At 66.5% G+C, this 24,009-nt stretch carries 23 protein-coding genes and 2 pseudogenes; 9 read left to right on the forward strand and 16 right to left on the reverse strand.

What is annotated here, in order from left to right; translation table 11 throughout:
* Positions 1-261 precede the first annotated feature (261 nt).
* Positions 262-2,685: a heavy metal translocating P-type ATPase gene (locus JGR78_RS03160; RefSeq protein WP_182793444.1), complete on the forward strand. Its 2,424-nt coding sequence runs from the start codon at positions 262-264 to the stop codon at positions 2,683-2,685.
* 29 nt (positions 2,686-2,714) lie between these two features.
* On the opposite strand, the gene JGR78_RS03165 is transcribed toward JGR78_RS03160, so the two are convergent.
* Entirely contained in the window at positions 2,715-3,098 is a 384-nt protein-coding gene (locus JGR78_RS03165; RefSeq protein WP_182793445.1) for a hypothetical protein, read from the reverse strand.
* 74 nt (positions 3,099-3,172) lie between these two features.
* Here JGR78_RS03165 and JGR78_RS03170 point away from each other — a divergent pair, with 74 nt between their 5' ends.
* On the forward strand, positions 3,173-3,937 hold the full coding sequence (locus tag JGR78_RS03170) for an alpha/beta fold hydrolase (RefSeq protein WP_182793446.1): 765 nt from the start codon (positions 3,173-3,175) through the stop codon (positions 3,935-3,937).
* A gap of 1 nt (position 3,938) precedes the next feature.
* Here the strand turns inward: JGR78_RS03170 and JGR78_RS03175 are convergent, their stop codons facing one another.
* The 3 genes from JGR78_RS03175 to JGR78_RS03185 form a co-directional block, all read right to left on the reverse strand.
* Complete coding sequence (locus JGR78_RS03175) at positions 3,939-4,139, reverse strand: hypothetical protein (protein ID WP_182793447.1); 201 nt, start codon at positions 4,137-4,139, stop codon at positions 3,939-3,941.
* Positions 4,140-4,158: 19 nt separating this feature from the next.
* Positions 4,159-4,689, reverse strand: coding sequence for a cytochrome b (locus tag JGR78_RS03180; RefSeq protein ID WP_182805765.1), 531 nt, complete (start codon positions 4,687-4,689; stop codon positions 4,159-4,161).
* A gap of 82 nt (positions 4,690-4,771) precedes the next feature.
* Complete coding sequence (locus JGR78_RS03185; protein WP_182805767.1) at positions 4,772-5,086, reverse strand: TraR/DksA C4-type zinc finger protein; 315 nt, start codon at positions 5,084-5,086, stop codon at positions 4,772-4,774.
* 140 nt (positions 5,087-5,226) lie between these two features.
* Between JGR78_RS03185 and JGR78_RS03190 the strand changes: the two genes are divergently transcribed.
* The gene (locus JGR78_RS03190) at positions 5,227-5,730 is read left to right on the forward strand and encodes a transposase (RefSeq protein WP_182805769.1); all 504 of its coding nucleotides are present in this window, start codon (positions 5,227-5,229) and stop codon (positions 5,728-5,730) included.
* Between the two features lie 156 nt (positions 5,731-5,886).
* Here the strand turns inward: JGR78_RS03190 and JGR78_RS03195 are convergent, their stop codons facing one another.
* Positions 5,887-6,378, reverse strand: coding sequence for a hypothetical protein (locus JGR78_RS03195; protein WP_182805772.1), 492 nt, complete (start codon positions 6,376-6,378; stop codon positions 5,887-5,889).
* 4 nt (positions 6,379-6,382) lie between these two features.
* Positions 6,383-7,216, reverse strand: a complete 834-nt coding sequence (locus JGR78_RS03200) for a DUF4747 family protein (protein WP_182805774.1) — start codon at positions 7,214-7,216, stop codon at positions 6,383-6,385.
* Positions 7,217-7,341: 125 nt separating this feature from the next.
* On the opposite strand from JGR78_RS03200, the pseudogene JGR78_RS03205 reads away from it, so the two are divergent.
* Positions 7,342-7,946: pseudogene (locus tag JGR78_RS03205) on the forward strand (IS481 family transposase); the annotation flags it as partial.
* Between the two features lie 211 nt (positions 7,947-8,157).
* Here the strand turns inward: JGR78_RS03205 and JGR78_RS03210 are convergent.
* Positions 8,158-9,441 (reverse strand): IS110 family transposase, encoded by a 1,284-nt coding sequence (locus JGR78_RS03210; protein ID WP_200559324.1) that lies wholly within the window; start codon positions 9,439-9,441, stop codon positions 8,158-8,160.
* A 125-nt stretch (positions 9,442-9,566) separates the two neighbouring features.
* On the opposite strand from JGR78_RS03210, the pseudogene JGR78_RS03215 reads away from it, so the two are divergent.
* Positions 9,567-9,944: pseudogene (locus JGR78_RS03215) on the forward strand (integrase core domain-containing protein); the annotation flags it as partial.
* A 29-nt stretch (positions 9,945-9,973) separates the two neighbouring features.
* Here JGR78_RS03215 and lepA read toward each other — a convergent pair.
* Together lepA and JGR78_RS03225 are read right to left on the reverse strand one after the other, a co-directional pair.
* A complete protein-coding gene (lepA, locus tag JGR78_RS03220; RefSeq protein WP_182793451.1) occupies positions 9,974-11,773 on the reverse strand; it encodes a translation elongation factor 4 in 1,800 nt (599 codons plus the stop codon).
* A gap of 51 nt (positions 11,774-11,824) precedes the next feature.
* Positions 11,825-12,730 (reverse strand): DMT family transporter, encoded by a 906-nt coding sequence (locus JGR78_RS03225; RefSeq protein WP_182793452.1) that lies wholly within the window; start codon positions 12,728-12,730, stop codon positions 11,825-11,827.
* A gap of 53 nt (positions 12,731-12,783) precedes the next feature.
* Here JGR78_RS03225 and JGR78_RS03230 point away from each other — a divergent pair, with 53 nt between their 5' ends.
* Positions 12,784-12,972 (forward strand): heavy-metal-associated domain-containing protein, encoded by a 189-nt coding sequence (locus JGR78_RS03230; RefSeq protein ID WP_182793453.1) that lies wholly within the window; start codon positions 12,784-12,786, stop codon positions 12,970-12,972.
* Here the strand turns inward: JGR78_RS03230 and JGR78_RS03235 are convergent.
* A complete protein-coding gene (locus tag JGR78_RS03235; RefSeq protein WP_182793454.1) occupies positions 12,948-13,655 on the reverse strand; it encodes an HAD family hydrolase in 708 nt (235 codons plus the stop codon). The genes JGR78_RS03230 and JGR78_RS03235 overlap by 25 nt on opposite strands.
* Before the next feature lie 192 nt (positions 13,656-13,847).
* Between JGR78_RS03235 and JGR78_RS03240 the strand changes: the two genes are divergently transcribed.
* Positions 13,848-14,150: a hypothetical protein gene (locus JGR78_RS03240; protein ID WP_182793455.1), complete on the forward strand. Its 303-nt coding sequence runs from the start codon at positions 13,848-13,850 to the stop codon at positions 14,148-14,150.
* Positions 14,147-14,824 carry an NAD-dependent deacylase gene (locus JGR78_RS03245; RefSeq protein WP_182806164.1) on the forward strand — a complete coding sequence of 226 codons (678 nt, stop codon included), beginning with the start codon at positions 14,147-14,149 and terminating at the stop codon, positions 14,822-14,824. The genes JGR78_RS03240 and JGR78_RS03245 overlap by 4 nt, the downstream gene beginning before the upstream one ends.
* Positions 14,825-14,864: 40 nt before the next feature.
* Here JGR78_RS03245 and glyA read toward each other — a convergent pair whose 3' ends face one another.
* The 6 genes from glyA to JGR78_RS03275 are packed head-to-tail and all read right to left on the reverse strand — an operon-like array spanning position 14,865 to position 23,171.
* On the reverse strand, positions 14,865-16,160 hold the full coding sequence (glyA, locus tag JGR78_RS03250) for a serine hydroxymethyltransferase (protein WP_200559432.1): 1,296 nt from the start codon (positions 16,158-16,160) through the stop codon (positions 14,865-14,867).
* Positions 16,161-16,178: 18 nt separating this feature from the next.
* On the reverse strand, positions 16,179-18,836 hold the full coding sequence (locus JGR78_RS03255) for a phosphoenolpyruvate carboxylase (protein WP_182802986.1): 2,658 nt from the start codon (positions 18,834-18,836) through the stop codon (positions 16,179-16,181).
* The gene (locus JGR78_RS03260) at positions 18,836-19,807 is read right to left on the reverse strand and encodes a D-glycerate dehydrogenase (protein ID WP_182802988.1); all 972 of its coding nucleotides are present in this window, start codon (positions 19,805-19,807) and stop codon (positions 18,836-18,838) included. The genes JGR78_RS03255 and JGR78_RS03260 overlap by 1 nt, the downstream gene beginning before the upstream one ends.
* A gap of 13 nt (positions 19,808-19,820) precedes the next feature.
* Positions 19,821-20,702: a succinate--CoA ligase subunit alpha gene (gene sucD / locus JGR78_RS03265; protein WP_182802990.1), complete on the reverse strand. Its 882-nt coding sequence runs from the start codon at positions 20,700-20,702 to the stop codon at positions 19,821-19,823.
* Positions 20,702-21,898 carry a malate--CoA ligase subunit beta gene (locus tag JGR78_RS03270; protein ID WP_182802993.1) on the reverse strand — a complete coding sequence of 399 codons (1,197 nt, stop codon included), beginning with the start codon at positions 21,896-21,898 and terminating at the stop codon, positions 20,702-20,704. The genes sucD and JGR78_RS03270 overlap by 1 nt, the downstream gene beginning before the upstream one ends.
* Positions 21,899-21,923: 25 nt before the next feature.
* Positions 21,924-23,171, reverse strand: coding sequence for an aminotransferase class V-fold PLP-dependent enzyme (locus JGR78_RS03275; RefSeq protein ID WP_182802996.1), 1,248 nt, complete (start codon positions 23,169-23,171; stop codon positions 21,924-21,926).
* A 202-nt stretch (positions 23,172-23,373) separates the two neighbouring features.
* On the opposite strand from JGR78_RS03275, the gene JGR78_RS03280 reads away from it, so the two are divergent.
* Positions 23,374-23,973 carry a LuxR family transcriptional regulator gene (locus JGR78_RS03280; RefSeq protein ID WP_182803202.1) on the forward strand — a complete coding sequence of 200 codons (600 nt, stop codon included), beginning with the start codon at positions 23,374-23,376 and terminating at the stop codon, positions 23,971-23,973.
* Positions 23,974-24,009: the final 36 nt, after the last annotated feature.

Here is a 24,009-nt window from a genome sequence, read left to right on the forward strand (position 1 = left end):
CCAGGCCCACCCTGTCGCCCGTCCGCGCCGCGCAATGGTGCGTCCCGCGCATCTGTGCCGAGGACGTGGCGGGCGCGGCTGCCGCTGCCACCAGCAGGGGCGGCGGCTGGCGGCCCGTGCGCCGCTGGCTTTCCTTGCGCCTGAACCCGAAGAAATCACGCCGCTGCAACCGGCCGAGATGGCCGCCTGGCCGCCCGGACGCCCCCAGGGACCGCCGATGCCCCTTTTCGACACCTCCTCCACGGATCGAAAAGGCATGTCATGGCACAATCACATCATATCGAACTTGAACTTAAGGGCCTGAGCTGCGCCAGTTGCGTGAGCCGCGCCGAGCGGGCGCTGTCCGCCGTCCCCGGCGTTTCCGGGGCCTCGGTCAACCTTGCTACCCGCCGCGCCCGGGTCGAACTGGACGACCCCACCGCCGCTGTCCCCGCCATCGAGGCAGTGGGCCGCGCGGGCTATCCCGCCACCCTGGACAGCACCCGGCTGTCGGTCGAAGGCATGACCTGCGCCAGTTGCACGGGCCGGGTGGAACGGGCGCTGACCGCGCTGCCCGGCGTAACGGGCGCGGTGGCGAACCTCGCCACCCGTTCGGTGACGGTCACCCATGCGCCCTCGGTCACCCCCGCAGCTTTGGCCGGGGCGGTCACGCGCGCGGGTTATGCCGCGACCACACCCGAAGGCGGGGCCGCTTCCGCCCGTCCCGCACAGGAGGACGAGACCGAGGGGCTGCGCCGCCGGGTCATCCTGTCCGCGATCCTGACCCTGCCGCTGTTCATCGTGGAAATGGGCGGCCACCTGTTCCCCCCTTTCCACGGCTGGCTGATGGGCGTCGTGGACATGGGCCTGCTGTGGCGGGTCGAGTTCCTGCTGACGCTGGCGATCCTGGCCGGGCCGGGCCGGGTGTTCTTCGCCAAGGGCATCCCGGCCCTACTGCGCGGCGCGCCCGAGATGAACAGCCTCGTGGCTTTGGGCGCGGGTGCGGCATTCCTGTATTCGGCGGCTGCCACCTTCATTCCCCAGGTGCTGCCCCCCGACGGCTGGCACGTCTATTACGAATCCGCCGCCGTCATCGTGACCCTGATCCTTCTGGGCCGCTGGCTGGAGGCGCGGGCGCGCGGTCGGGCGGGGCAGGCGATCCGGCGGCTGGTGGAACTTGCGCCGTCCACGGCGCGGGTTCTCCGGGAGGGCGCGGTGGCCGAGATCCCGGTGGCCGAGCTCGTCCCCGGCGACTTCGTCCAGCTTCTGCCGGGCGAGAGGGTCGCGGTGGACGGAGAGATCACCGAAGGACAGGGCGCCATCGACGAATCCATGCTGACCGGAGAGCCGCTGCCGGTCACGAAAACCCCCGGCGACCCGGTGACGGGCGGCACGGTCAACGGCGCCTCGGCGCTGACCTACCGGGTGACGGCGGTGGGCGCGGATACGGCGCTGGCGCGGATCGTGCGGATGGTCGAGGACGCGCAGGCCGCCAAGCTGCCGGTGCAGGGGATGGTGGACCGGGTGACGCGGGTCTTCGTGCCCGTGGTGATCGGCCTTGCCATCCTGACCTTCGCCGTCTGGATGCTGGTGGGGGCGGGGCTGACGAATGCGCTGGTGTCCGCGATCTCGGTCCTCATCATCGCCTGCCCCTGCGCGATGGGGCTTGCGGTGCCGGTCTCGATCATGGTCGGGACGGGCAGGGGGGCCGAGCTTGGCATCCTGTTCCGCCGCGGCGACGCACTGCAAAGGCTGGCGGATGCGCGGATAGTCGGCTTCGACAAGACCGGCACGCTGACCGAGGGCCGCCCGGCGCTGGTCGCGCTGGAAACGCGGGGCATGGACGAAGCTGAAGCCCTGCGGCTCGCCGCCGGGGCCGAGGCCCGGTCCGAACATCCCCTCGCCGCCGCCGTGCTGACCGCCGCCCGCGAGCGGGGGATCGAACCGCCCGCTGCGTCCTCGGTGTCCGCCAACGCGGGACGCGGGCTGCAGGCGACGGTCGAGGGCCGCGCCGTGCTGATCGGCAACCGCCGCGCGCTGGAGGAGGCGGGGATTGCCCCCGACCCCGCGCTGATCGCCCGCGCCGAAGGACTGTCGGCCGAGGCCGCGACCCCGGTGCATCTGGCCGTGGACGGAACCCATGTCGCGGTGATGGGCATGGCCGACCCGATCCGCGAGACCTCGGCCCCGGCGGTTGCCGCGCTGCATGATCTGGGGATCGAGACGTGGATGATCTCGGGCGACGTGCAGGCGGCGGCGGAGGCCGTGGGCCGCAAGATCGGCATCGACCGGGTGACGGGAGGCGTGCTGCCCGAAGGCAAGCTCGACGCGATCCACGGCATGGGCAAGGGCAGCGTCTTCGTCGGCGACGGCATCAACGACGCGCCGGCGCTGGCTGCGGCGGAAACCGGAATCGCCATCGGTTCCGGCACCGATGTCGCCATCGAGGCGGCCGAGGTCGTGCTGGCCTCGGGCGATCCTGCAGGCGTGGCCAAGGCGATCCGGCTGTCCCGCGCGGTGATGCGCAACATCCGCCAGAACCTGTTCTGGGCATTCGCCTATAACGTCGCGCTGATCCCGGTTGCGATGGGGGTCCTGGTCCCATTCGGCGGGCCGCGCCTGTCGCCCATGCTGGGGGCGGCGGCCATGGCGCTGTCCTCGGTCTTCGTGGTGACGAACGCGCTTCGGCTGCGCCGCTTCCGCTGAACGATAGCCCGGCGCCACCTGCGCCGGGCTTACACCAGCCCGCGCCGGACCATGATCCAGACGGCAATGGCGACGACCAGCAGCAGCCCCATCATCACCGCCGCCGCCACGTTCAACGCACCGGCCTGCCAGCGCGCGGCCTTCCCCAGCCTGCGCAGATAGCGCACCAGTTCCCCATGCGCCCGCGCCGCCGCCGTGCTGTCCATCTGCCGCGCGAGCTTCGGCGTCGCCGCCTGCTTCTGCGCCTTTGCCAGCACCTGCGCCGCCTTGCGCTGGCGGCGCGGCAAGGCCCCGCCCCGGCGGCGCAGCATCGTGGCGAGGTCGGGCCTTGCGCCGCGCCGCGCACCGCCCAGCCGCTCGGCCATCAGCGCCGCCACCTCATCCGCCATCGCAAGCACGTCATGCTGCGCCATCGCCTGCCTCCTGCTGGTGCCGCGAAAAGGATAGGTGGCTTGCAGCGGCATCGCCAGCGGGTAAGCATGGCCGCATGGAACTCTCGCTCACCCTCACCGGCCAGCCCGGCCCGCAGCCGCCCGTCCTTGTCGTCCATGGCCTGTTCGGTCAGGCGCGGAACCTCGGGGTCATCTCTCGCGCCCTGTCCGAGACGCGGCAGGTGATCGCAGTCGACATGCGCAACCACGGCGAATCGCCCTGGGACGACCGCCACGACTATGACGCCATGGCCGAGGATCTGGCTGGGGTGATCCGCGCGCATGGCGGGCTTGCCGATGTCGTGGGCCATTCCATGGGCGGCAAGGCCGCAATGCGGCTTGCGACGACGCACGCAGGACTGGTCCAGCGGCTGGTCGCCCTGGATATCGCGCCCGTGGCCTATGCCCATACGCAGAACGGGGTGATCGACGCCATCGAAGCCACCGACTTCAGCGAGGCGACCTCGCGCAGCCAGGCCGACGCGGCGCTGGCGCAGAACCTGCGCGATCCCGGCACCCGGGCCTTCCTGCTTCAGTCGTTGGACGTCCGCGCAACCCCCCCTCGCTGGAAGATGAACCTGAGCGCGCTGCGGGCGAACATGGACAAGCTGACCGGGTGGCCCGAAGGGGGGCAACCCTTTGACGGCCCGGCCCTGTTCCTGCACGGGGGCGACAGCGATTATGTGGACGACGGCGGCAAAGCCGCGATCCGTTCCCTGTTCCCTCAAGCGGTGATAGAGGCCGTCCCCGGCACCGGCCACTGGCTGCACGCCGACAAGCCCGCCGAGGTCGCCGGGCGCGTCGCCACCTTCCTGAACTGAGCTACAGGCTGTCCTTGGGGTCCGTCGCCTGGATGTTCCGGGCGATCAGCCAGGCAACCGGGAAGCCCGCGACCGCACCGATGGCCGCCGCGCTCAGCATCGCGCGCCAGTCGTAATGACCAAGCGCGAGCATGATAATGATCCCCACGCCCGCCAAGGTCGGGGCCGCGATCATCAGAAGGAACATGAACAGCCGCGACATCGGCAGGATTCTCCTTTTCTTACCTGCGCGGGTTGACCGGGGGCACCCGCTCGACCCCGTGCTCGGGGTCGATCATCCGCCGGATCAGCCCGTCCTTGCGGATGAACTGGTGATAGACCACCCCCGCCAGATGCAGCGCGACCAGCGCCAGCAGCAGCACCGCCGTGTTCTCGTGCAGGTTGCCCAGGGCGCGGCTGGGGATCAGGTAGGCGGCCGCCCCGACCAGCGGCATCGCCAGCAGCACCACGTAGAAGGCCCAGTGGTTCAGCTTGGACAGCACCCTGTCCCAGCCGGGCGAATCCGCCTTGGGCGGCGGCGCCCCATGGGTGAAGCGCAGGGCCAGCCGCGTGCCCATGAAGACCAGGATCAAGGTGCCCGAGACCATGTGCCAGACGGCATTGCCCATCCGCGGCCGGTCGCCGCCCGCGCGCATGACGGCGCTGAAATACTCGCTCATCAGATCGCCCGTCAGCAACTGGACGACGATCAGGACAACGACCGCCCAGTGAAGCACGATCTGGACGGCAGAGTATCGGGCTGGCTCACGCATGGCTGGACCTTCGCGGAAGGGTTCTCTGGCTCAAATGCGGCAGAGGGCGGGAATGTTCCCGAAGCCTTGCAGAATCAGCGCCTCAGGGCGAGCAGTTCGCGCAGAAGGGCGTGTCAGGCAGCAGTTGCAGCCGCTTTTCCGCGATCGGATTGCCGCATTTCACGCAATCGCCGTATTCGCCCGCCTCGATCCGCGCCAGCGCCGCGTCGATACGCCGGATCTCGGCCCGGTCGGAATGGCCGAGCGCGGTCAGCACCTCGTCCCCCTGCCGTTCCGAGGCGGCATCCTCCCAGTCCTTGGGCATGGGATCGTCGAGCTGGTCCTCGATGCGGGCGATATTGCCGAGCAGCTCGGCCCGGCGGGCGAGAAGGGTCTCGCGGGCGGTGTCTGGGGTCATGGTGGGCCTTCCTGTCGCGGCGGATGTGCCTTGGGTCCAGATCAGCGGCGGCGGCGCGGTTCGTCAAGTGTGAGGGGTGCGGGTGTGGGGATCGGACGCAACTTAAGGGGGCATTAACCTTGGGCATGGATGCTGGAGCCATGCCCCGCTATCTTCGCCCGCGCCTGCCCGGCGTCCCGATCTTCTTCACCGTCGCGCTGGCGCAGCGGGGGTCGAGTCTGCTGCTGGAGGAGGTGGAGCAGTTGCGGCAGGCCGTGCGCGTGACGCGGGCCGAGCGGCCCTTTGCGATCGAAGCATGGGTGGTGCTGCCCGATCACCTGCATTGCATCTGGCGGCTGCCCGAGGGGGATACGGATTATCCGGCGCGCTGGCGGTTGATCAAGGCGCGCTTCTCGCGGGCGGTGCCGATGGGCACTCGGCGCGACAGTCACATTGCGAGAAGAGAGCGGGGAGTCTGGCAGCGCCGGTTCTGGGACCACCACATCCGCGACGAGGCGGACCTTGCGGCACATCTGCGGTATTGCTGGTTCAACCCGGTGAAACATGGGTTGGTGCAGCGGGTGGAGGATTGGCCGTTTTCGTCGGTTCACCGAGAGATTGGCGGCCCCCGATGGGAATGGGCGATGCAGGACGAGGCTCCGTAGGGTGCGTGGTCCCCACGCACCTTTTCGGCGGAGGATGGTGCGTGCAGAGCACGCACCCTACGTTTGCTATAAATTCATCGCGTTACACGTGCGAGATCGCCGGGGCGCAACAGGATTGAATAGAGGCACGAAGAAGAAATCCAGATCACCAGCGGCTTATCCATTTTTTCCACGAATGAACGCAAGTCCCATCAGAGTCCCGACCGCTGCAATAGCAGACAGCAGAGCATAGCAAAAAATGGAGAAGAAAATAAACGAGAGAAGATTTGTTCTGTAGGCCATTACAATCATGGCGCCAAAAATTGATGACACTTGAAGAACAATAAAGTGGGAAAAAGAAGCCATTAACTTCATAAAATACGAGTAGCCACTCCTTTCCTTTCTTATGAGGTCAAAAAACTGTCCAGAATTTACAGTGAAGATAATCGCCAACGCGCCCAGACTAAATGCAACCATTGAAGGGACAACACTCTTGGCGAATTCAACCCATGCAGGAACAGCATCGCCCTCTACCCTCCAAAGAGGGTGTAGGATAACCGAAATAATCAGTGCGATATGAAAATATGGCGATCGGATAATCTCCTTGGCACCGCCATAAGCCTTCCAATAGTGCGCAAGACCAGTAAATTTCTCCCCGAAATAGGCCACCAGCCTATTCCGCAGCCACCGAGATGAGAGCACCGTAACTGGAATCATCCCCGGCTCCCTCGAAAGTTCTAGATACCACTGCAGGGTGCTGCTTGGTGCTTCTCGCCTCTCGGAGGCCCTCACGTGTCTTCCCCTCAGCCTTCACATACCCATTGTCTTTTGCCATACTCGCTAGCGTCTCGTAACGTGGGGTAAGTGTCAAACTTTCTTCATCCCGATCTCTATAAAGCTCTACATTTTTCCTGCGAGCGTTTAGGTCATCCATCTCCTGCAGTATCTCGCGCTCCTCCTGCGAAAGATCGTCGGGATTAGGGATACGAAAGTCTATCTCGATGCGATTCAACTGCTTGATGCCCAGCACTGCACGCAAGGCATCTTTAGATGGTTTCAATTGCACTTCGTACTCAATGCCTGTTTCTGGAAGAGCAGAAGTGATAGCTTTCATCGCTCGCTCTACCATTCCCGCAGAGGTCGTCTTGCCCTCATCATTTCTTAGCTCCACATACAATGTGTGTTTTTTTATATTGAATGCAAAATTAAAAACGCGAGGATTGAACCCAATCCCTCTTGGAAGGCCGATGTTTGCATCTCTCTGCGAGATACGCTCCTTATTAGCCTTCTGAAGAACCGGCTCTTTGGGGTCAATATCAGTCCAAAAAGCAAGTCGCCCGAGAAGCAACCCGTCTCGCTCGGCAACCGGCGATGTTCCAGCCGAAAGGTCGCCAAAAAATCGAGTCCCTTCCACGTTCGATGCCATATCGAAATACTTCTTGTAGGTTCCTGGAGGATGCGGATGCCCAACCAAGTTCAGTATTGCGTAATCAATATTTTTCGCCATGTATCCTTCGCCGATCAAATATTATTGTCTAGCTGTCCCATCCCGGACGATCACATAGACCCTCGCCGGACCGCCCTCTTCATGGCAAGATCGATCCTGCGAGACGTCCGGGACGGGAGGCGAGCATGCTGATCTCTCTGCACAAGCAGGCGACGACGACACCGAGGATCCGGGCTGCGATCCAGGCGAGCAGCGAGCCGGCCTGGATAGTGGCGGAGCGCTACGGCATCTCCGAGCAGACGGTCTGGAAATGGCGCAAGCGCGACAGCGTCCATGACCTGAGCCACACGGCGCACCGGCTTCAGACCACGCTCACGCCGGCGCAGGAGGCCGTGGCGGTGGCGCTGCGCAGGTCCCTGCTGCTGCCGCTCGATGACCTGCTCTCGGTGGTGCGCGAGTTCCTCAACCCGGACGTCTCGCGCTCGGGGCTGGACCGCTGCCTGCGGCGGCACGGGGCGGGCAACCTGCGCGAGTTGAAGCCTGCCGCGCCGCAGCCCGCGCACAAGCCTTCAAGGCCTATGCGCCCGGCTACCTCCACATCGACGTCAAATACCTGCCGCAGATGGCCGACGAGGACCGCCGGCGCTACCTCTTCGTCGCGATCGACCGCGCCACCCGATGGGTCTTCGTGCGCGTCTACCCGGCGAAGACGGCTGCCAACGCACGCCGTTTCCTTCGTGATCTGGAGCGCGCGGCGCCGATGAAGATCGCCCGGGTGCTGACCGACAACGTCCTATGTCAGGAGCAAATCGCCGCTTGAGGCGTCAGATCGCGGGGCATCCGAGCGACCGGATACCCTTAAGATGTTCGCCCGAGCGGGCTCCGCCGTCAAGAAGTGGTCTCTCCCATAGCAAACACAGGGTCGGCCCGGTCGCCGCCCTCACCGTCCTCAAGACGAGATCCGAATTCCCAAGCGGAAGGCCCGAACATTATCTACGAGGTCAGCACGCTGCCTCCACGGCTCGCCAGAGAGAGGTCCTTCCGCTCGGGCTCGCCCCCTCGAAGAAGGGACGATAGGGTTCGCCGGATTTGATCACGGCGTGAATGGTGCGGGCCATCTTCGCGGCGATGGCGGTGTAGGCCTTGCGACGGAGGTCCGGATTATGGCGGTCTTGCGCAATGTAGCGCTCGAACTTGTCGCGGAAGCTGTTGGCCCGCTGGAGCACGGCGGTCTGTCCAGCCATCCAGAGCGTCCGCCGCAATCTGGCATTGCCATACTTCGAGATCCTGCTTCTGCCGCGGAACAGACCGGATTGCACCGTGGCCAGATCCATGCCGCAGAACTTCAGGAATTGCCGGTGATGATTGAAGCGGCGCAGGTCTCCCGCCTCGGCCAGGATGGTTAGCGCATTGATCGGGCCGATGCCAGGCACTGACGTGAGAAGCTGGTAGTGGGGGTGATCACTGAGCAGTTCAACTGCCCGACTCTCGATCTCGTTGCGCTGGCGGATCAAGCTGCGGCCTTCGGCCAGCACCATGCGGAACATCCGCAGCGCATCGGAATCGGCTGCGACCGGCAACCCCACCGAACTGCGCGCCGTCTCGTAAATGTCTGAGATCAGAGCGGCTTTCGAAACCTTCTTCCCCACGACTGCCCATGCGGCCGCAACGAAATCATCCTTGTCCATTGCGGTGATCAGGTGTGGCGACGGGAACATCTCGAGAAAGGCAAGAAACCAGTCGCTTCGGGAACTGCGCTGGAAGCGGCCAGCTTCAGGAAAATAGAGAGGGAGATAGTGCCCCAAGATCCGATGCCACAGCTCGGTTTTGGCCTTTGATACGATCTCGTGCGTCTTGGACAGCTCCTGGATGTCGTTGATCCCCGCGTGGAGCGGATCCAGAAAGACCTGCGTGGCGCCGATCTGGAGCATGTGCAGGATAACCTGGGCGTCCTTCGGATCGTTCTTGTCCCAACTGTTGTGCAGCGCCTCGCGGGTTCTGGCCAACGCGACCGATGAAACGAGCTTCACGTCGAAGCCGGCCATGCCGAGGCGATACATCAGCGCGCGATGGTAGTTGCCCGTTGCCTCGAACCCAATCCTGACCGGGAGATGATAATCACCCAGCAGGGCGATGAGACGATAAAAGTCCTCGAGCGTATTGGTGATCGTCAGCCGCCGCCGGCGCGTCTTGCCGGGAACGGCGATCAGCACCTCGTGGCGATGCTTGGAAACGTCGATGCCTACCAGAACACGGGCATCCGCATTATGCTCAGCCTTGGCCATAGCCGGTCTCCTCTGTGGTGTGGGCTCGCAAAACCACCATAGAGACCTGAGCCCCGGTTATGGCCGCGCGCTGCGCCGTGTGAGGGCTTCGCGCGCGGCCATAACCTTCATGCGGCGCCGGGTTCCTGACGTGCTATGGCAAGGAGTTCACCGACCGGCTCTTCGGGTTGCGCCGCCGCGCCGCCACCGGCAACCACGAGTTCGACCGGCTCTGCGCCGAGTTCGGCATCGAACACCGCTTGGCGCCGCCGATGCGACCGCAGACGAATGGCATGGTCGAGCGGTTCAATGGCCGGATCGAGGACATCCTGCAGAGCCACCGCTTCCGCAGTGGCGAGGACCTGGAGCAGACCATCCTGCGCTATGTCCGCCTCTACAACGGCCAGCTGCCCCAGTCTGTCCTCAAAGGTCGAACACCCATCGATGCCCTCAAGGTCTGGCATCACGAAAGACCAGAGCTATTCAGGAAACAGCCGTATAATCACACGGGATGTGACATCTAGCTTCCGTCGGATAAGACGCCGAGGCGTCATTAGCCATCCATCTTCAACGCCGAGATAAACGCGCTCTGCGGGATCTCCACCTTCCCGAACTGGCGCATCTTCTTCTTGCCGGCCTTCTGCTTCTCCAGCAGCTTCTTCTTCCGGGTCGCGTCCCCGCCGTAGCACTTGGCGGTCACGTCCTTGCGCAGCGCGGCCAGCGTCTCGCGCGCGATCACGCGACCGCCGATGGCCGCCTGGATCGGGATCTTGAACATGTGGCGGGGGATCAGCTCCTTCAGCTTTTCCACCATCGCGCGGCCGCGGGACTCGGCGCGGTCGCGGTGGACCATGATCGAGAGCGCATCCACCGGCTCGTCGTTCACCAGGATCGACATCTTGACCAGATAATCCTCGCGGTATTCCGAGATCTGGTAGTCGAAGCTGGCATAGCCCTTGGTCACCGACTTCAGCCGGTCGTAGAAGTCGAAGACGACCTCGGCCAGCGGCAGGTCATAGACGACCATCGCGCGGGAACCGGCATAGGTCAGGTCAAGCTGGATGCCGCGGCGGTCCTGGCACAGCTTCAGCACGTCGCCCAGGTATTCGTCGGGAACCATGATCGTGGCCTTGATGCGCGGCTCCTCGATATGGTCGATCAGCATCGGGTCGGGCATGTCGGCGGGGTTGTGCAACTCGCGCACCTCGCCGTCCTTCATGTGCAGGCGGAAGACCACGCTGGGTGCCGTCGTGATGAGGTCGAGGTCGTATTCGCGCTCCAAGCGGTCGCGGATGACCTCGAGGTGCAAAAGCCCCAGGAAGCCGCAGCGGAAGCCGAAACCCAAGGCCGCCGAGGTCTCCATCTCGTAGCTGAAACTGGCGTCGTTCAGCGCCAGCTTCTCGATCGCGTCGCGCAGGGCGTCGAAGTCGGCGGCGTCCACGGGGAACAACCCGCAGAAGACCACGGGCTGCGCGGGCTTGAAGCCGGGCAGCGGGCTGTCGGTGCCCTTGCGTTCATGCGTGATGGTGTCGCCGACGCGGGTGTCGCGGACCTGCTTGATGGATGCGGTGAAGACGCCGATCTCGCCCGGCCCAAGCTCGGGGATGTCCACCATGCGCGGGGTCAGGACGGCCAGCTTGTCGATGCCGTAGACGGCCCCGGTCTGCATCATGCGGACGCGGTCGCCCTTGCGGATCACGCCGTCCATGACGCGGATCATCACCACGACGCCCAGATAGGCATCATACCACGAATCCACCAGCATCGCCTTCAACGGCGCATCCTGCTTTCCCTTGGGCGCGGGCAGGCGCGCGACGATGGCCTCCAGCACGTCGGGAATCCCGAGGCCGGTTTTCGCGGAAATCAGCACCGCGTCCGAGGCGTCGATGCCGATCACGTCCTCGATCTGTTCCTTGACCCGGTCGGGTTCCGCCGCTGGCAGGTCGATCTTGTTCAGCACCGGCACGATCTCGTGCCCCGCGTCGATCGCCTGATACACGTTGGCCAGCGTCTGCGCCTCGACCCCCTGCGTGGCGTCCACCACCAGCAGCGATCCCTCGACCGCGCGCATGGACCGCGAGACCTCATAGGCGAAGTCCACATGGCCGGGGGTGTCGATCAGGTTCAGAACATAGGTTTGCCCGTCCTTGGCCGGATAGCTGATGCGGACGGTGTTGGCCTTGATGGTGATGCCGCGTTCGCGCTCGATGTCCATGCTGTCGAGCATCTGCTCCTTCATGTCGCGGTCGGCGACGGTGCCGGTCGACTGGATCAGCCGGTCGGCCAGCGTGGATTTGCCGTGGTCGATATGGGCCACGATCGAGAAGTTGCGGATGAGATCAAGCTGGGTCATGCGCGGCTAATACAGGGGCGCCGGGCCTGCGGGAAGGGGGAACGCGAGGCGTCAGCGCGGACGATTGCGCACCAGTTCGCGCCACATGGCGAAGCCGCCGGACCCCACGATCAGCGCCGCGCCCGCAAGGGTCAGCGCGTCGGGCCGCTCGCCGAAGACCGCGACGGCGATCATTAGCGCAAAGAGCAGCCGGACATAGCGCAGCGGCGCGATCAGCGAGGCCTCGCCCGCGCGAGTCGCGGCGACCATCATCGCATAGCCGAGGACGCCGAAGGTGATGCAGCCGAGAAACCACAGCGCCTCGCCCGCGCCGGGCAGCATCAGCGGCGTCCCCATCCCCCAGGCCAGCAGCAGCCCCGCCGGGATCAGCGATCCGAAGGCCGAAGCGGACAACTGGTGCGAGGGCACATCCGCCGGCATCCGCCGCGTGGCGAGGTCGCGCAGCGCAAGGCCCGCGACCCCGATCAGAGCCAGCCCCGATTCCGGCTGGAAGCCCGAGGCGCCGGGGCGGATGATCAGCAGCACGCCCGCGAAGCCTACGAGAATCGCGGTCCAGCGCCGCCAGCCGACCTTCTCGCCCAGAAACAGCGCGCCGCCCATGACCAGCGCCAGCGGCAGCGCCTGCAGGATCGCCGAGGCCGAGGACAGGTCCGTCAGCGCCAAGGCCGAGGTGAAGCCCATCGAGCCGACCGCTTCCCCGAGGTTGCGCAGCAGCACCGGCCGCAGCAGCAGGTGCCGCGTCCACATCCGGCCGCCGTTGCGCGCCAGCACCGCCCAGAAGATGCCCAGCCCCAGCACCCCCAGCGTTGCCAGAACCTGCCCGACGGGAAGCCGCATGGTCAGGGTCTTGATCGCGGCATCCTCGACCGCGAACATCGCCATCGAGCCGACCATGAAGCCTGCCGCGCGCAGGTTGGCGGCGTGAGAAGAGCGAAGCGTGTCACGGGTGGCGGTCATGCCACCGGCGATGCTAGACTCCCCGCGTCTCGTCAAGCACGAAGGGTCACGCCATGAAGTTCCACGTCGAGGACATGGGCTGCGGCCACTGCACCGCCGCCATCGAAAGCGCCATCGCCAGCGCCGGGGGCAAGGCCCGCGCCGACTTGGACGACAGGACGGTGACGGTCGAGGGCATCGGCAGCGCAAGGGCGGCCGAGCTGATCAAGGAAGCGGGCTACACCGCCATCCCGGTCGAATAGCCCTCGATCCGCCGCACCAGCGCGGGAAGGTCGGCCAGGCTGTCCACGCGATGGAAGCGGGGGCTTTCCGGCGGCTCGGCATGTTCATGCACCCAGCCGAGCCTTGCAGGGACCAGCACCCCGCGCCCGCCGATCTCGATCACCGGCAGCACGTCCGAGCGCATCGAGTTGCCGACCATCAGGAACTCCTCCGGTTCAAGCCGGTGCCGCTGCAACACGCGGGCATAAGCCTGCGGAGTCTTGTCCTGCACGATCTCGATCCCCTCGAACAGCGGCGCAAGCCCCGAGGCCGCCACTTTCCGTTCCTGGTCCAGCACGTCGCCCTTGGTGATCAGGATCAGCCGGTGGTCGCGCAGGTCCGCCAGAACATCGCGCACATGGTCCAGCAGGTGCACGGGATGGCGCAGCATGTCCTGCCCCAGCCGCAGCAGCCGCGCGACCACAGGTCCCGGCAGGTCGTTTCCGGTCAGGTCCAGCGCGGTCTGGATCATCGACAGGGTGAAGCTCTTTATGCCGTAGCCGTAGATTTCGAGATTGGCGACCTGCACGTCGTGCAGGTGGGCGCGGATCACGTCCGGGTCCCCGTGGCCTTTCAGCAGGCTCACGAAATCATCCTGGGTCAGGTGAAAGAACGCCTCGTTCTCCCACAACGTGTCGTCCGCGTCGAAACCGATGGTCAGCATGGGCGGGGCCTAGCACCCTGCCGGGGCAAGGGAAAGCCAAGGCCTTGGCCGGCCAGTTTGCCACAGTCCGCCCGCGTCGGATTTGTTGCCGCAAGACTGAACGGGTGGTATCTTCGTCCTTGTCCGCAACCATCGGCGGAAACAAAGCACGACTGCCGCGAAAGGCAGCGCCAACGGACGAGGAGACACCGGATGAAGAAACCCATCATCGCCCTTGCGGCTGTCCTGCTGACCACCCCCTTTGCCGAGGCCGGGCCGATCGACAACGCCTGCCTGCGATCCGACCGCGGCGCCCGCAGCGGAGCGCTGTGCGGCTGCATCCAGCAGGTTGCCGACCAGACCCTGTCGCGCGCCGACCAGCGCCGCGCCGCCGGCTTCTTCCGCAACGCCCAGGCGGCGCAGGACGTGCGGATGTCCAGGCGGGCCGCCGACAACCAGTTCTGGGACCGCTACAAGAGCTTCGCCGCGACCGCCGAACGCTACTGCGCAAGGTGAGGATCGTCGTCCTGACAGGCGCAGGCCTGTCGGCGGAAAGCGGACTTGCGACCTTCCGCGATGCGGACGGGCTGTGGGAACAGCACCGGGTCGAGGACGTGGCAACCCCGCAGGCCTTCCGCCGCGACCCCGCGCTGGTCCTGCGCTTCTACGACGGGCGCCGGGCAGGGGCGGCCACGGCCCGGCCCAATGCGGCGCATGAGGCGCTGGCGCGGCTGAGCCGAGCCCCTAGCGTGACACTGATCACCCAGAATGTCGATTCGCTGCTGGACCGCGCGGGCGCGCGGGACGTGATCCACATGCATGGGCGGCTCGATTCGGCCCTCTGCGCCGCCTGCGGCCACCGCTGGGCCGCGCCCGCCGTGATGCCGGTCGGCACGGCCTGCCCGGATTGCGGCAGGCCCACGGCGCGGCCCGACATCGTCTGGTTCGGCGAGATGCCCTATCACATGGAGCGGATCGACGCGGCGCTGTCGCAGGCAGACCTGTTCGCGGCCATCGGCACCTCGGGCAATGTCTATCCGGCGGCGGGTTTCGTGGACGTGGCGGGCATGACGGGCGCGGAAACGGTTGAGCTTAACCTTGCCGCCACTGCACCCGGCCGCTTCGACCGGGTGATCGAGGGACCGGCAAGCCGCACGGTCCCTGAATGGGTCGCCTCGCTGATCGGCTGACAAGGCCGGCCCGCCGGTTTTCCCGGCGCGCCCCTGTTCCTCACATCCCGTCGTAGAGGGGGAACCTTGCGCACAGCGCCTTGACCTCGCCTGCGACGCGGGCCTCGACCTCGGCATTGCCGCCCTCGCCGTTGGCGGCCAGGCCGTCCACGACCTCGACGATCCAGCGGCCGATCTGGCGGAACTCGGCCTCGCCGAAGCCGCGCGTGGTGCCGGCGGGCGAGCCGAGCCGCACCCCCGAGGTCACGGTGGGCTTTTCCGGGTCAAAGGGGATGCCGTTCTTGTTGCAGGTGATGTGGGCGCGGCCCAGCGCGTCCTCGGTCTGGTTGCCCTTCACCTCCTTGGGCCGCAGGTCCACCAGCATCAGATGCGTGTCGGTGCCGCCGGTGACGATGTCCAGCCCGCCCTTCATCAGCTCATCCGCCAGCGCCTGCGCGTTCAGGACGACCTGCCGCGAATAGTCCTTGAACTCCGGCCGCAGCGCCTCGCCGAAGGCCACGGCCTTGCCGGCGATGACATGCATCAGCGGCCCGCCCTGGATGCCGGGGAAGATGGCCGAGTTCACCTTCTTCGCGATATCCGCGTCGTCCGTCAGGATCATGCCGCCGCGCGGGCCGCGCAGCGTCTTGTGGGTGGTGGTCGTCGCCACATGCGCATGCGGGAAGGGAGAGGGGTAAAGCCCCGCCGCCACCAGCCCGGCGAAATGCGCCATGTCCACGATCAGCCAGGCCCTGACCTGATCGGCGATCCCCCGCAGCCGGGCGAAGTCGATGATCCGCGGGATGGCCGAGCCGCCGGCGATGATCGCCTTGGGCTTGTGCTCGCGGGCAAGCGCCTCGACCTGGTCGTAGTCGAGCAGGCTGTCCTGCTGGCGCACGCCGTATTGCACGGCGTTGAACCACTTGCCCGACTGGTTGGGCTTGGCGCCATGGGTCAGGTGCCCGCCCGCATCGAGGCTCATCCCGAGGATGGTGTCGCCGGGCGTCAGCAGCGCCTGGAAGACCCCCTGGTTGGCCTGGCTGCCCGAGTTCGGCTGGACGTTGGCGAAGTCGCAGCCGAACAGCTGCTTCGCCCGGTCGATGGCGAGGTTTTCGGCGATGTCCACGAATTCGCAGCCGCCGTAGTAGCGCTTGCCCGGATAGCCTTCGGCATATTTGTTCGTCATCACCGAGCCCTGCGCCTCGAGCACCGCGCGCGAGACGATATTCTCGGACGCGATCAGCTCGATCTCGTCGCGCTGCCGCCCGAGCTCGCCCCGGATCGCGTCAAAGATCGCAGGGTCGCGGGTGGAAAGGGTCTCGGTGAAGAAGCCCGATCGGAACGGGTGTTGGTTCATGCCTTGTCTCCTTGTCGGCTATCCGGTCCAGCCAAGCGCGGTCGAGATGCAGTTCATCGTCTGCATCAGCGCGATGGAATTCTTCGTATCGGCCTGCGCGCGGTTGTCGCGCAACAGCCTGACCTGCAGGTCATGGACCCGGTCCAGATCGGCGCGCACATGGCCGAACCGGGCCGCCATGTTGGTGAAGCGCCCGCCGACGTCGAGACCTGCGTTCAGAAAGGCTACGGCCGAGCGGCTGCGGTCGTATTCCTGCGTGATCCGGCCAAGGATGTCCTGCCTGACCGCCGCATCCGACACCAGCGCCGCATATTTCGCGGCGATCCCCATGTCCGCATGGAACAGCGATTTCTCGACCTCGTCCACGATCAGGCGGAAGATGCGGGACTGCTGGAACATCCGGCGCAGAAGCGCATCGCCCTCGTCGCGGTGAAAGCGGCGGAAGGTCCCGATGGCCGAGCCGAAGCCATACCAGCCGGTGATGAGATGCCGGTTCTGCGACCAGGCGAAGACCCAGGGGATCGCGCGCAGGTCGTCAAGGCTGTTCGCGCCGAAGCGCCGGGGCGGGCGCGAGCCCATCTTCAGCAGCGCCAGTTCCTCAACGGGGCTGGCTTGGGTGAAATAGGTGATGAAGCCCGGCCGGTGCAGCAGCGCCCGGTAGGCGGTGAAGGACATGTCCGACAGGGCTTCCAGCGTGTCGTGGAACTCGGGCCGGACCGGCTCGGGCGCGGTCTTCAGCGATTGCGCCATCACGGATGATGCCAGCAGTTCAAGCTGGTATTCCGCCGTGCCGCGATTGGCGAATTTCGACGACACGACCTCGCCCTGTTCGGTGGTGCGCAACTGGCCGTCGATCGTGCCCTGCGGCTGGGCGGCGATGGCGCGTTCCGTCGGCGCCCCCCCGCGGCTGACCGATCCGCCCCGCCCGTGGAAGAAGGTTGGCGCCAGACCGTGGCGCGCCAGCGTCCGGGCAATGCTGCGCTGGGCCTTTTCCAGCTCCCATGTCGAGCAGACGAAGCCGCCGTCCTTGTTGCTGTCGGAATAGCCCAGCATGATCTCGACCCGATGTTCGGCCGCGAGGCTTCGGCGGGCCAGGGGGACGCGCAGGAGTTCGTCGAGGATCTGGGGCGCGGCGCGCAGGTCGGCAATGGTCTCGAACAGCGGCACGACGCGCAGGTCCAGCCGCTCGGTTCCGAAGCCGGCATAGCGCGCCAGCAGGAACACACCCAGCAGGTCGTCGCAGGATCGCGTCATCGACAGGATGAAGGGTCCCACGGCCAGCGGATCGGCCCCGAAGCGCATCCGGTGCATCAGGCGAAGCAGCGTCAGCAGTTCGGCCGCCTCATCGCCCAGAAAGCCGGGGTCAGGCTCGGACAGGTCGGCCTGCCCCAGTTCGGCCCGCAGCCGACGCGACCATTCGGCGGTGCCGTATTCCGGCGCGGGGCCGGCCTGCGACCAGATCGCGGCCAGCGCCCGCGTCGTCACCGAGGAATTCTGCCGCACGTCCAGCGTCACCGTGCGGAAGCCGAAGACCTCGGCCTGCCAGCGCAGCGGACGCACCAGCAGGTGGCCCAGCCGCTCGGCCCCGATGATGGCCAGCGCCGTCTCGACCTTGCGAAGCTCGGCGATGAAGTCGCGGACATGCCGATAGGCGCCCGGTCCGTCCTCTGCCGTGGCGATGATGCGATGCCGGATCGCGCTCATGGCCTGGCGGAAAACTTCGCCGGGATTGCGGCGGCGGGCCTCATCGGGCAGGGGGGCGGCCTCGATCACCGAGTGCAGCAGCTCGCGGGCGTCCTGCGGCAGGGCGGAAATCTCGCTGCTGATGCTCAGGCGCTGCACCGCCAGCGTCAGGCCCTGCAGGTAACGGGCGATGATCGCCTTCTTTCCGGCGGCCAGCGCGATGCCCGTCGTCTCGGCGGTGACATGGGGGTTGCCGTCGCGATCGCCGCCGATCCAGGAATGGAAGCGCAGCAGCGGAACCCCGTGCTCCTCGGGGCCGAGGTGCGGGGCGACCGCCTCCTGGAACCGGCGCAGCACGTTGGGCGCGGCGTCGAACAGGCTGTCGCGGAAGAACTGCAGACCCCATTCGATCTCGTCCAACGGCGTGGGGCGCTGGCGGCGCAATTCGCCGGTCAGCCAGAGCAGGTCGATCTCGCCCTCGATGGCCGACAGCAGCCCCTCCCTTTCGCGCGGGGTCCAGCGGTCGGTTTCAAGGTTCACCAGCGCCCGGTAGATGCGGCGGTGGATTTCCAGCACGGTGACGCGCTTGGCCTCGGTCGGATGGGCGGTCAGGGTCGGACCGACGCAAAGCCGGCGCGTGACGCGGCGGAAATTGTCTGGCGCCATCTCGGGCGCGGCGGACAGCACGCGGGCGAAGCTGCCCGCGACGGCGGCGGCGCCTTCGTTCGTTTCGACCACCCGCCGGCTGCGGGTCGCCGCGTTCTCGTCGATGATGCGCAGAAGCTGGAACCAGATGTCCAGCCCCTGCAGGTAGGCGGTCATGTCCGCGCCCGCCGGCAGGTTCCCGTCCTCGCCCAGCAGCATGGGCAGGACCCGGGGGGCGCGGCGGGCGATGACGTTGCGCCACAGCCCGCCCAGTTCGGCGCGCAGCCGGTCGGCATAGCCGGTGCCGGCATCCTCGGGCTGCGCCATGCCGACCATCGCCGCCCGCATCAGTTCACCCGGTCGCGCGGTTCGCGCCCTGCGAAGAAGTCCTGCAGGTTGTCGATGACGCGGAAGCCCATGGCCTCGCGCGCCTCGCGCGTGGCGCTGCCCAGATGCGGCAGCATCACCAGCCGGTCCGAGGCGACCAGTTGCGGGTTGATGTCGGGCTCTCCGTCAAAGACATCCAGCGCCGCGCCGCCGATGGTCTCGAACCACAGCGCGTGCAGCAGCGCCGCCTCGTCGATCACCTCGCCCCGCGCGGTGTTGATGAGGAAGGCGTCGGGCCGCATAAGCGCCAGGCGGGCCGAGTTGATCAGGTGGCGGTTCTGCGCCCCGCCGGGGCAATGCAGCGAGATGAAGTCGCACAGCGGCATCAGCTCGTCGATGCTGTCCACCTGGGTCGCGTTGCACCGGGCCAGCACCTCGGGCGCGACCGGGCTGCGGTTGTAGGCAAGGATCTTCATCCCGAAGCCGTGATGGGCGCGGCGGGCCATTTCCTGCCCGATGCGGCCATAACCCACGATCCCCAGCGTCTTGCCGGACACCTTGGTGCCGACCAGATGCGTGGGCCGCCAGCCGGTCCAGCGGCCTTCGCGGATCTCGCGCTCGCCCTCGCCCGCGCGGCGGGCGATCATCAGCAGCAGCGTCATCGCCAGATCGGCCGTGCATTCGCTCAGCACGTCGGGCGTGTTGGTGACGACGATGCCGTGCTGGCCCACGCGGTTCAGGTCGATGTGGCTGTAGCCCACGCCGTAATTCGCCAGAATGCGCGTCTGTGGCCTGTCGCATTCCAGCGCGGGCGCGCCGATCCTGTCCGTCACCGTCGGCAGGATCGCGTCATATTCCCGGATAGCCGCCCGGAAATCCGTGGGCGTCAGGGGCCTGTCGGCGGTGTTCAACCGGACGTCGAAGATGTCCGACAGGCGCGCCTCGACCGCTGCGGGCCAGCGGCGGGTGACGAGGACTCGGGGTCTTGCCATGGTCTTGCCCTTTCTACTGCAGGACGCGGGCGATGGTCGCCCCGATCACGGCCGGGTTCTCGGCCATCGTCACCCCGGCCGCCGCCAGGATTTCCACCTTCTCGGACGCGCTTTCGCCGAAGGCCGAGATGATCGCGCCGGCATGGCCCATGGTCCGGCCCTTCGGCGCGGTCAGTCCCGCGACATAGGCGATGACCGGCTTGCTGACATGGTCGCGGATGTATTCCGCGGCCTCGGCTTCCTGCGGGCCGCCGATCTCGCCGATCACGCAGATGGCGTGGGTCTCGTCGTCGTTCTCGAAATGCTCGATCACGTCGCGGAAGGACGAGCCGTTGATCGGGTCGCCGCCGATCCCCACGCTGGTCGAGACACCGAGACCGAGTTCCTTGAGCTGCGCGGCCGCCTCATAGCCCAGCGTGCCCGAGCGGCCGACGATGCCGACATGGCCGGGCAGGTAGATATGGCCCGGCATGATCCCCAGCATGGCCTTGCCGGGGCTGATCGTGCCCGCGCAGTTGGGGCCGGTCAGGATCATGCGCCGTTCCTTGGGATAGCGGTACATGTAGCGCTTGACGCGGATCATGTCCTGCGCGGGGATGCCGTCGGTGATGCAGACGCAATAGCGGATGCCCGCGTCCGCGGCCTCCATGATGCTGTCGGCGGCGGCGGGCGGGGGCACGAAGACCAGCGTCGCATCGGCGCCGGTCTCGGCCACCGCCTCCTTCATGCTGTTGAAGACCGGCACGCCCTCGGCGGTCTCGCCGCCCTTGCCGGGCACCACGCCGCCCACGACATTGGTGCCGTAGTCCAGCATCTCGCGGGTGTGGAAGCGGGCCATCTTGCCGGTGATGCCCTGAACGAGCACACGGGTTTCGCGATCAAGAAGAATGCTCATCACACGGCCTTCAGCTTGGGGTTGCGGTGGGTGTCGGCGCGCCATGCCATCACGGTGCGCTCGGCGGCTTCCATCAGGGTGGTGGCGCGGATCAGCGGCAACCCGCTTTGCGCCAGGATCTGCTGGCCTTCCTTGACGTTGGTGCCTGCCAGCCGGACCACGACGGGCACGTCCACCGGCTCGTCGCGCAGGGCGCGGACGACCCCCTCGGCCACCCAGTCGCAGCGGTTGATGCCTGCGAAGATGTTGACAAGGATCGCCTGCACGTTCTTGTCCGACATCACCAGCCGGAAGGCCTTGGCCACCCGCTCGGGCGTGGCCCCGCCGCCGATGTCGAGGAAGTTCGCAGGCTCGCCCCCCGCCAGCTTGATCGTGTCCATCGTCGCCATCGCCAGGCCCGCGCCGTTGACGATGCAGCCGATGTTGCCGTCCAGCCCGACATAGGACAGGCCGCGGTCGGCGGCGCGGGATTCGCGCGGGTCCTCCTGCGACTTGTCGCGCAGTTCCGAAATCTGGGGATGGCGGAACAGGGCGTTGGTGTCGAAGGTCATCTTGGCGTCCAGCGCCAGGATGCGGTCGTCGGAGGTGACGACCAGCGGGTTCACCTCGACCATGGTGGCGTCGAGGTCGCGGAAGGCGCGGTAGCAGCCCAGAAGCGTGCGGACCATCTGCTGGACCAGCGCGGGCTTGATCCCCAGCGCGAAGGCGATCTCGCGGCACTGGAATTCCTGCAGGCCGACGGCGGGTTCCACCGTGGCGCGCACGATGCTGTCGGGGCGCTGGGCCGAGATGTCCTCGATCTCCATCCCGCCCTCGCGGCTGGCGACGATCATCACGCGCTGGCTGGCACGGTCCAGGACGAAACCGAGGTAGATTTCACGCGCAATGGGAACGGCGGCCTCGACATAGACGCGATAGATGCCCTTGCCCTCGGGCCCGGTCTGGTGGGTGACCAGCTTCTGGCCGAACATGGCCTCGGTCACCTCCTGGATCTCGGTGTCGCTGCCGCAGAGCTTGACGCCCCCCGCCTTGCCGCGTCCGCCGGCATGGACCTGCGCCTTCACCACCCAGCGGTCGCCGCCCATCTCGCGGGCGCGGTAGGTCGCCTGCTCGGGGCTGTAGGCAAGGGCGCCCTGCGGGATGCCCACGCCGAAGTCGCGCAGGATCTCCTTGGCCTGATATTCATGGATGTCCATCTGGGTCTCCTCCCCCGTGGCGCCGTTACTCGGCCGCGACCATCGTCTGGTAATGCTGTTCGAGACGGTCGTTGACCCGGCCCATGTCGATGTCGGCGCCCATCTTCCGCATGGCCGCGGCAAAGCGCGTCACGATGTCGGTGATGGCATTCTGGTTCAGCAGGTTCAGGATGCCGATGCGGACCTGGACCGGCTCGGACAGCGTGGGCCAGATGCCGAAGCCCGCGGCGCGGCAGGCCTGCACCAGCTCCGCCTCGCGGCCCGCGAGCTTCTCGGGCAGGTTCAGCACCACCAGCGAGGTCATGTTGGACGTGACCTTGCAGCCCATCGCCTCGACCGCGTCGCGCAGCGCCGCCTCGTGGAAGGCATAGGCGCGGGCGCGTCCGGCCACGGTCTGCTGCAGGGTGATGCGCAGCGCCTCGTGGAAGGCCGCGACCGCATAGGCGCTGTGGGTGCGGTGATAGGTGCCCTTTTCCACGTCGCGGCCGTCGATGATGCCCCAGTGCCGCGCTTCGAGGATCGGGTGATGCACGAAGGTCCGGCATCCCGTCTTGCGCAGGTTGTCGATATAGCGGTCGGTGAAGGACACCGGCGCATAGGTCAGCGGCAGGCAGCAGATGCCCTTCTGCGGACAGGATGCCCAGCCGGCCACGCCCGGATAATCGTCGATGCGGAAATCCTCGACGCCCAGCGACGAGACCGCGTCGATCAGGCCCATCACGCCGTGCCGCTCGCAGGCGTCCGAAAAGCCGCGCAGGTCGTTGATCCGGCCCGATCCGGTTTCCCAATGCGCCATGGCGGCCCATTTCGGCTTGTGCTCGGCCAGCGCGGCCTCGATGGTTTCGGCGGTCACGGACTGGCCATGGGGCACGGCCACGATCTGGACCGAGGCGGGCTGCGGGTCCATCGGGTTCGCCGCCAGTTCCTCGGCGGTCGCGGCCTTCATCCGCAGGGTCAGCCCGTCGATGCCGGAGAATGTGCCGTTGGCGAAGACCACGACCTTGTCGCCCGGCATCACCGCGCTGAACAGGCAGTCCAGCCCGCTCCACCCGGTGCCCGCCACGCCGAAGGTATGGACGTTCTTCGTGCCCATCACCTCGCGCAGCATCAGCTTGGATTCGATCATGCCGCGCAGGACATCGGCTTGCATGTGATCGGCCATCCCCGCGCTGGCAAAGCGTTTCAGCACGCGCGCATCGGTGTTGCCGGGTCCGGGTCCCGCCGCGATGGTGTCCGGGATCTCGAGTTGCGGGAAGATTGCGACTTCGGCCATGATCTTTCCTTCAGGTGAACATTTCTTGCTCATCAGGAAAGACGTTCTGGACCCTTCCTACAACGTAAGATTATGTTGCAGTCAGGTATCTAAATAGGTGGGCGCTTTCCCACCCGAACGGGCAGGGGTATGTGATCCTGCTTTTCAGGAGGAGGGATTCGCCATACGCACTGTCGAAAGTTCCGAACGCGCGATCTCGATCATCCTTGCCGACAGCAACCCGCTGGTGCTGTCGGCCCTGTCCGAGGTCTTCGAGCGGGATGCCCGATTCTCGCTGCTGACCACCTCGGCCACGGCCGAGGGCTTCTTCGCCACCGCGATACGGATTCCGGCGCAGGTGGGCATCATCGAATGGAACCTGCCCGCCATGGGCGGCGCGCGGCTGATGGAGCAGTTGCGCGACGAGCCGTCCGCCCCCCGGATCGTCGTCTATGGCGATCAGGCGAGCGAGGCGCATCTGGGCGCGCTGGGCGCAGGGGCTGCAGGATTCGTGCCGCGCAGCGGTGCGGTCGGGACGCTGCTCGACACCTGCCTTGCGGTGGCGCAGGGCAAGATGGTCTTCCCCTATCTCGACGTGCGCGACCTGCAGAACAACCTGCTGCAGACCCTGTCGCGGCGAGAGGCCGACATGCTGGAAGCCCTGTCGCGGGGGCTGACGAACCGCGAGCTGTCGAAAGAGCTTGGAATCTCGGCCAACACCGTCAAGTTCCACCTGTCGAACCTTTACGACAAGCTTTCGGTCCGCAGCAGGGCGCAGGCGATCGCCTATTACTATTCCAGCAAACAGAAGCAAAACCCGTGAGTTGCAGGGCAGGTTCAGGCGCACATACGACCATTG

This window comes from Paracoccus sp. MC1862, assembly GCF_016617715.1.
Taxonomy (GTDB): Bacteria; Pseudomonadota; Alphaproteobacteria; order Rhodobacterales; family Rhodobacteraceae; genus Paracoccus.

What these genes read in the sequence shown, in the direction of transcription:
- JGR78_RS03165 (WP_182793445.1), bottom strand. Translation starts at nt 3,098, where the DNA reads ATGGCGCAGCATGACGTGCTTGCGATGGCGGATGAGGTGGCGGCGCTG.
- JGR78_RS03190 (WP_182805769.1), top strand. Translation starts at nt 5,227, where the DNA reads ATGCCCCGCTATCTTCGCCCGCGCCTGCCCGGCGTCCCGATCTTCTTC.
- JGR78_RS03160 (WP_182793444.1), top strand. Translation starts at nt 262, where the DNA reads ATGGCACAATCACATCATATCGAACTTGAACTTAAGGGCCTGAGCTGC.
- sucD (WP_182802990.1), bottom strand. Translation starts at nt 20,702, where the DNA reads ATGAGCATTCTTCTTGATCGCGAAACCCGTGTGCTCGTTCAGGGCATC.
- JGR78_RS03200 (WP_182805774.1), bottom strand. Translation starts at nt 7,216, where the DNA reads ATGGCGAAAAATATTGATTACGCAATACTGAACTTGGTTGGGCATCCG.
- JGR78_RS03175 (WP_182793447.1), bottom strand. Translation starts at nt 4,139, where the DNA reads ATGTCGCGGCTGTTCATGTTCCTTCTGATGATCGCGGCCCCGACCTTG.
- JGR78_RS03225 (WP_182793452.1), bottom strand. Translation starts at nt 12,730, where the DNA reads ATGACCGCCACCCGTGACACGCTTCGCTCTTCTCACGCCGCCAACCTG.
- JGR78_RS03230 (WP_182793453.1), top strand. Translation starts at nt 12,784, where the DNA reads ATGAAGTTCCACGTCGAGGACATGGGCTGCGGCCACTGCACCGCCGCC.
- JGR78_RS03255 (WP_182802986.1), bottom strand. Translation starts at nt 18,836, where the DNA reads ATGCGGGCGGCGATGGTCGGCATGGCGCAGCCCGAGGATGCCGGCACC.
- JGR78_RS03185 (WP_182805767.1), bottom strand. Translation starts at nt 5,086, where the DNA reads ATGACCCCAGACACCGCCCGCGAGACCCTTCTCGCCCGCCGGGCCGAG.
- JGR78_RS03170 (WP_182793446.1), top strand. Translation starts at nt 3,173, where the DNA reads ATGGAACTCTCGCTCACCCTCACCGGCCAGCCCGGCCCGCAGCCGCCC.
- glyA (WP_200559432.1), bottom strand. Translation starts at nt 16,160, where the DNA reads ATGAACCAACACCCGTTCCGATCGGGCTTCTTCACCGAGACCCTTTCC.
- JGR78_RS03210 (WP_200559324.1), bottom strand. Translation starts at nt 9,441, where the DNA reads ATGGCCAAGGCTGAGCATAATGCGGATGCCCGTGTTCTGGTAGGCATC.
- JGR78_RS03270 (WP_182802993.1), bottom strand. Translation starts at nt 21,898, where the DNA reads ATGGACATCCATGAATATCAGGCCAAGGAGATCCTGCGCGACTTCGGC.
- JGR78_RS03180 (WP_182805765.1), bottom strand. Translation starts at nt 4,689, where the DNA reads ATGCGTGAGCCAGCCCGATACTCTGCCGTCCAGATCGTGCTTCACTGG.
- JGR78_RS03235 (WP_182793454.1), bottom strand. Translation starts at nt 13,655, where the DNA reads ATGCTGACCATCGGTTTCGACGCGGACGACACGTTGTGGGAGAACGAG.
- JGR78_RS03275 (WP_182802996.1), bottom strand. Translation starts at nt 23,171, where the DNA reads ATGGCCGAAGTCGCAATCTTCCCGCAACTCGAGATCCCGGACACCATC.
- lepA (WP_182793451.1), bottom strand. Translation starts at nt 11,773, where the DNA reads ATGACCCAGCTTGATCTCATCCGCAACTTCTCGATCGTGGCCCATATC.
- JGR78_RS03260 (WP_182802988.1), bottom strand. Translation starts at nt 19,807, where the DNA reads ATGGCAAGACCCCGAGTCCTCGTCACCCGCCGCTGGCCCGCAGCGGTC.
- JGR78_RS03240 (WP_182793455.1), top strand. Translation starts at nt 13,848, where the DNA reads ATGAAGAAACCCATCATCGCCCTTGCGGCTGTCCTGCTGACCACCCCC.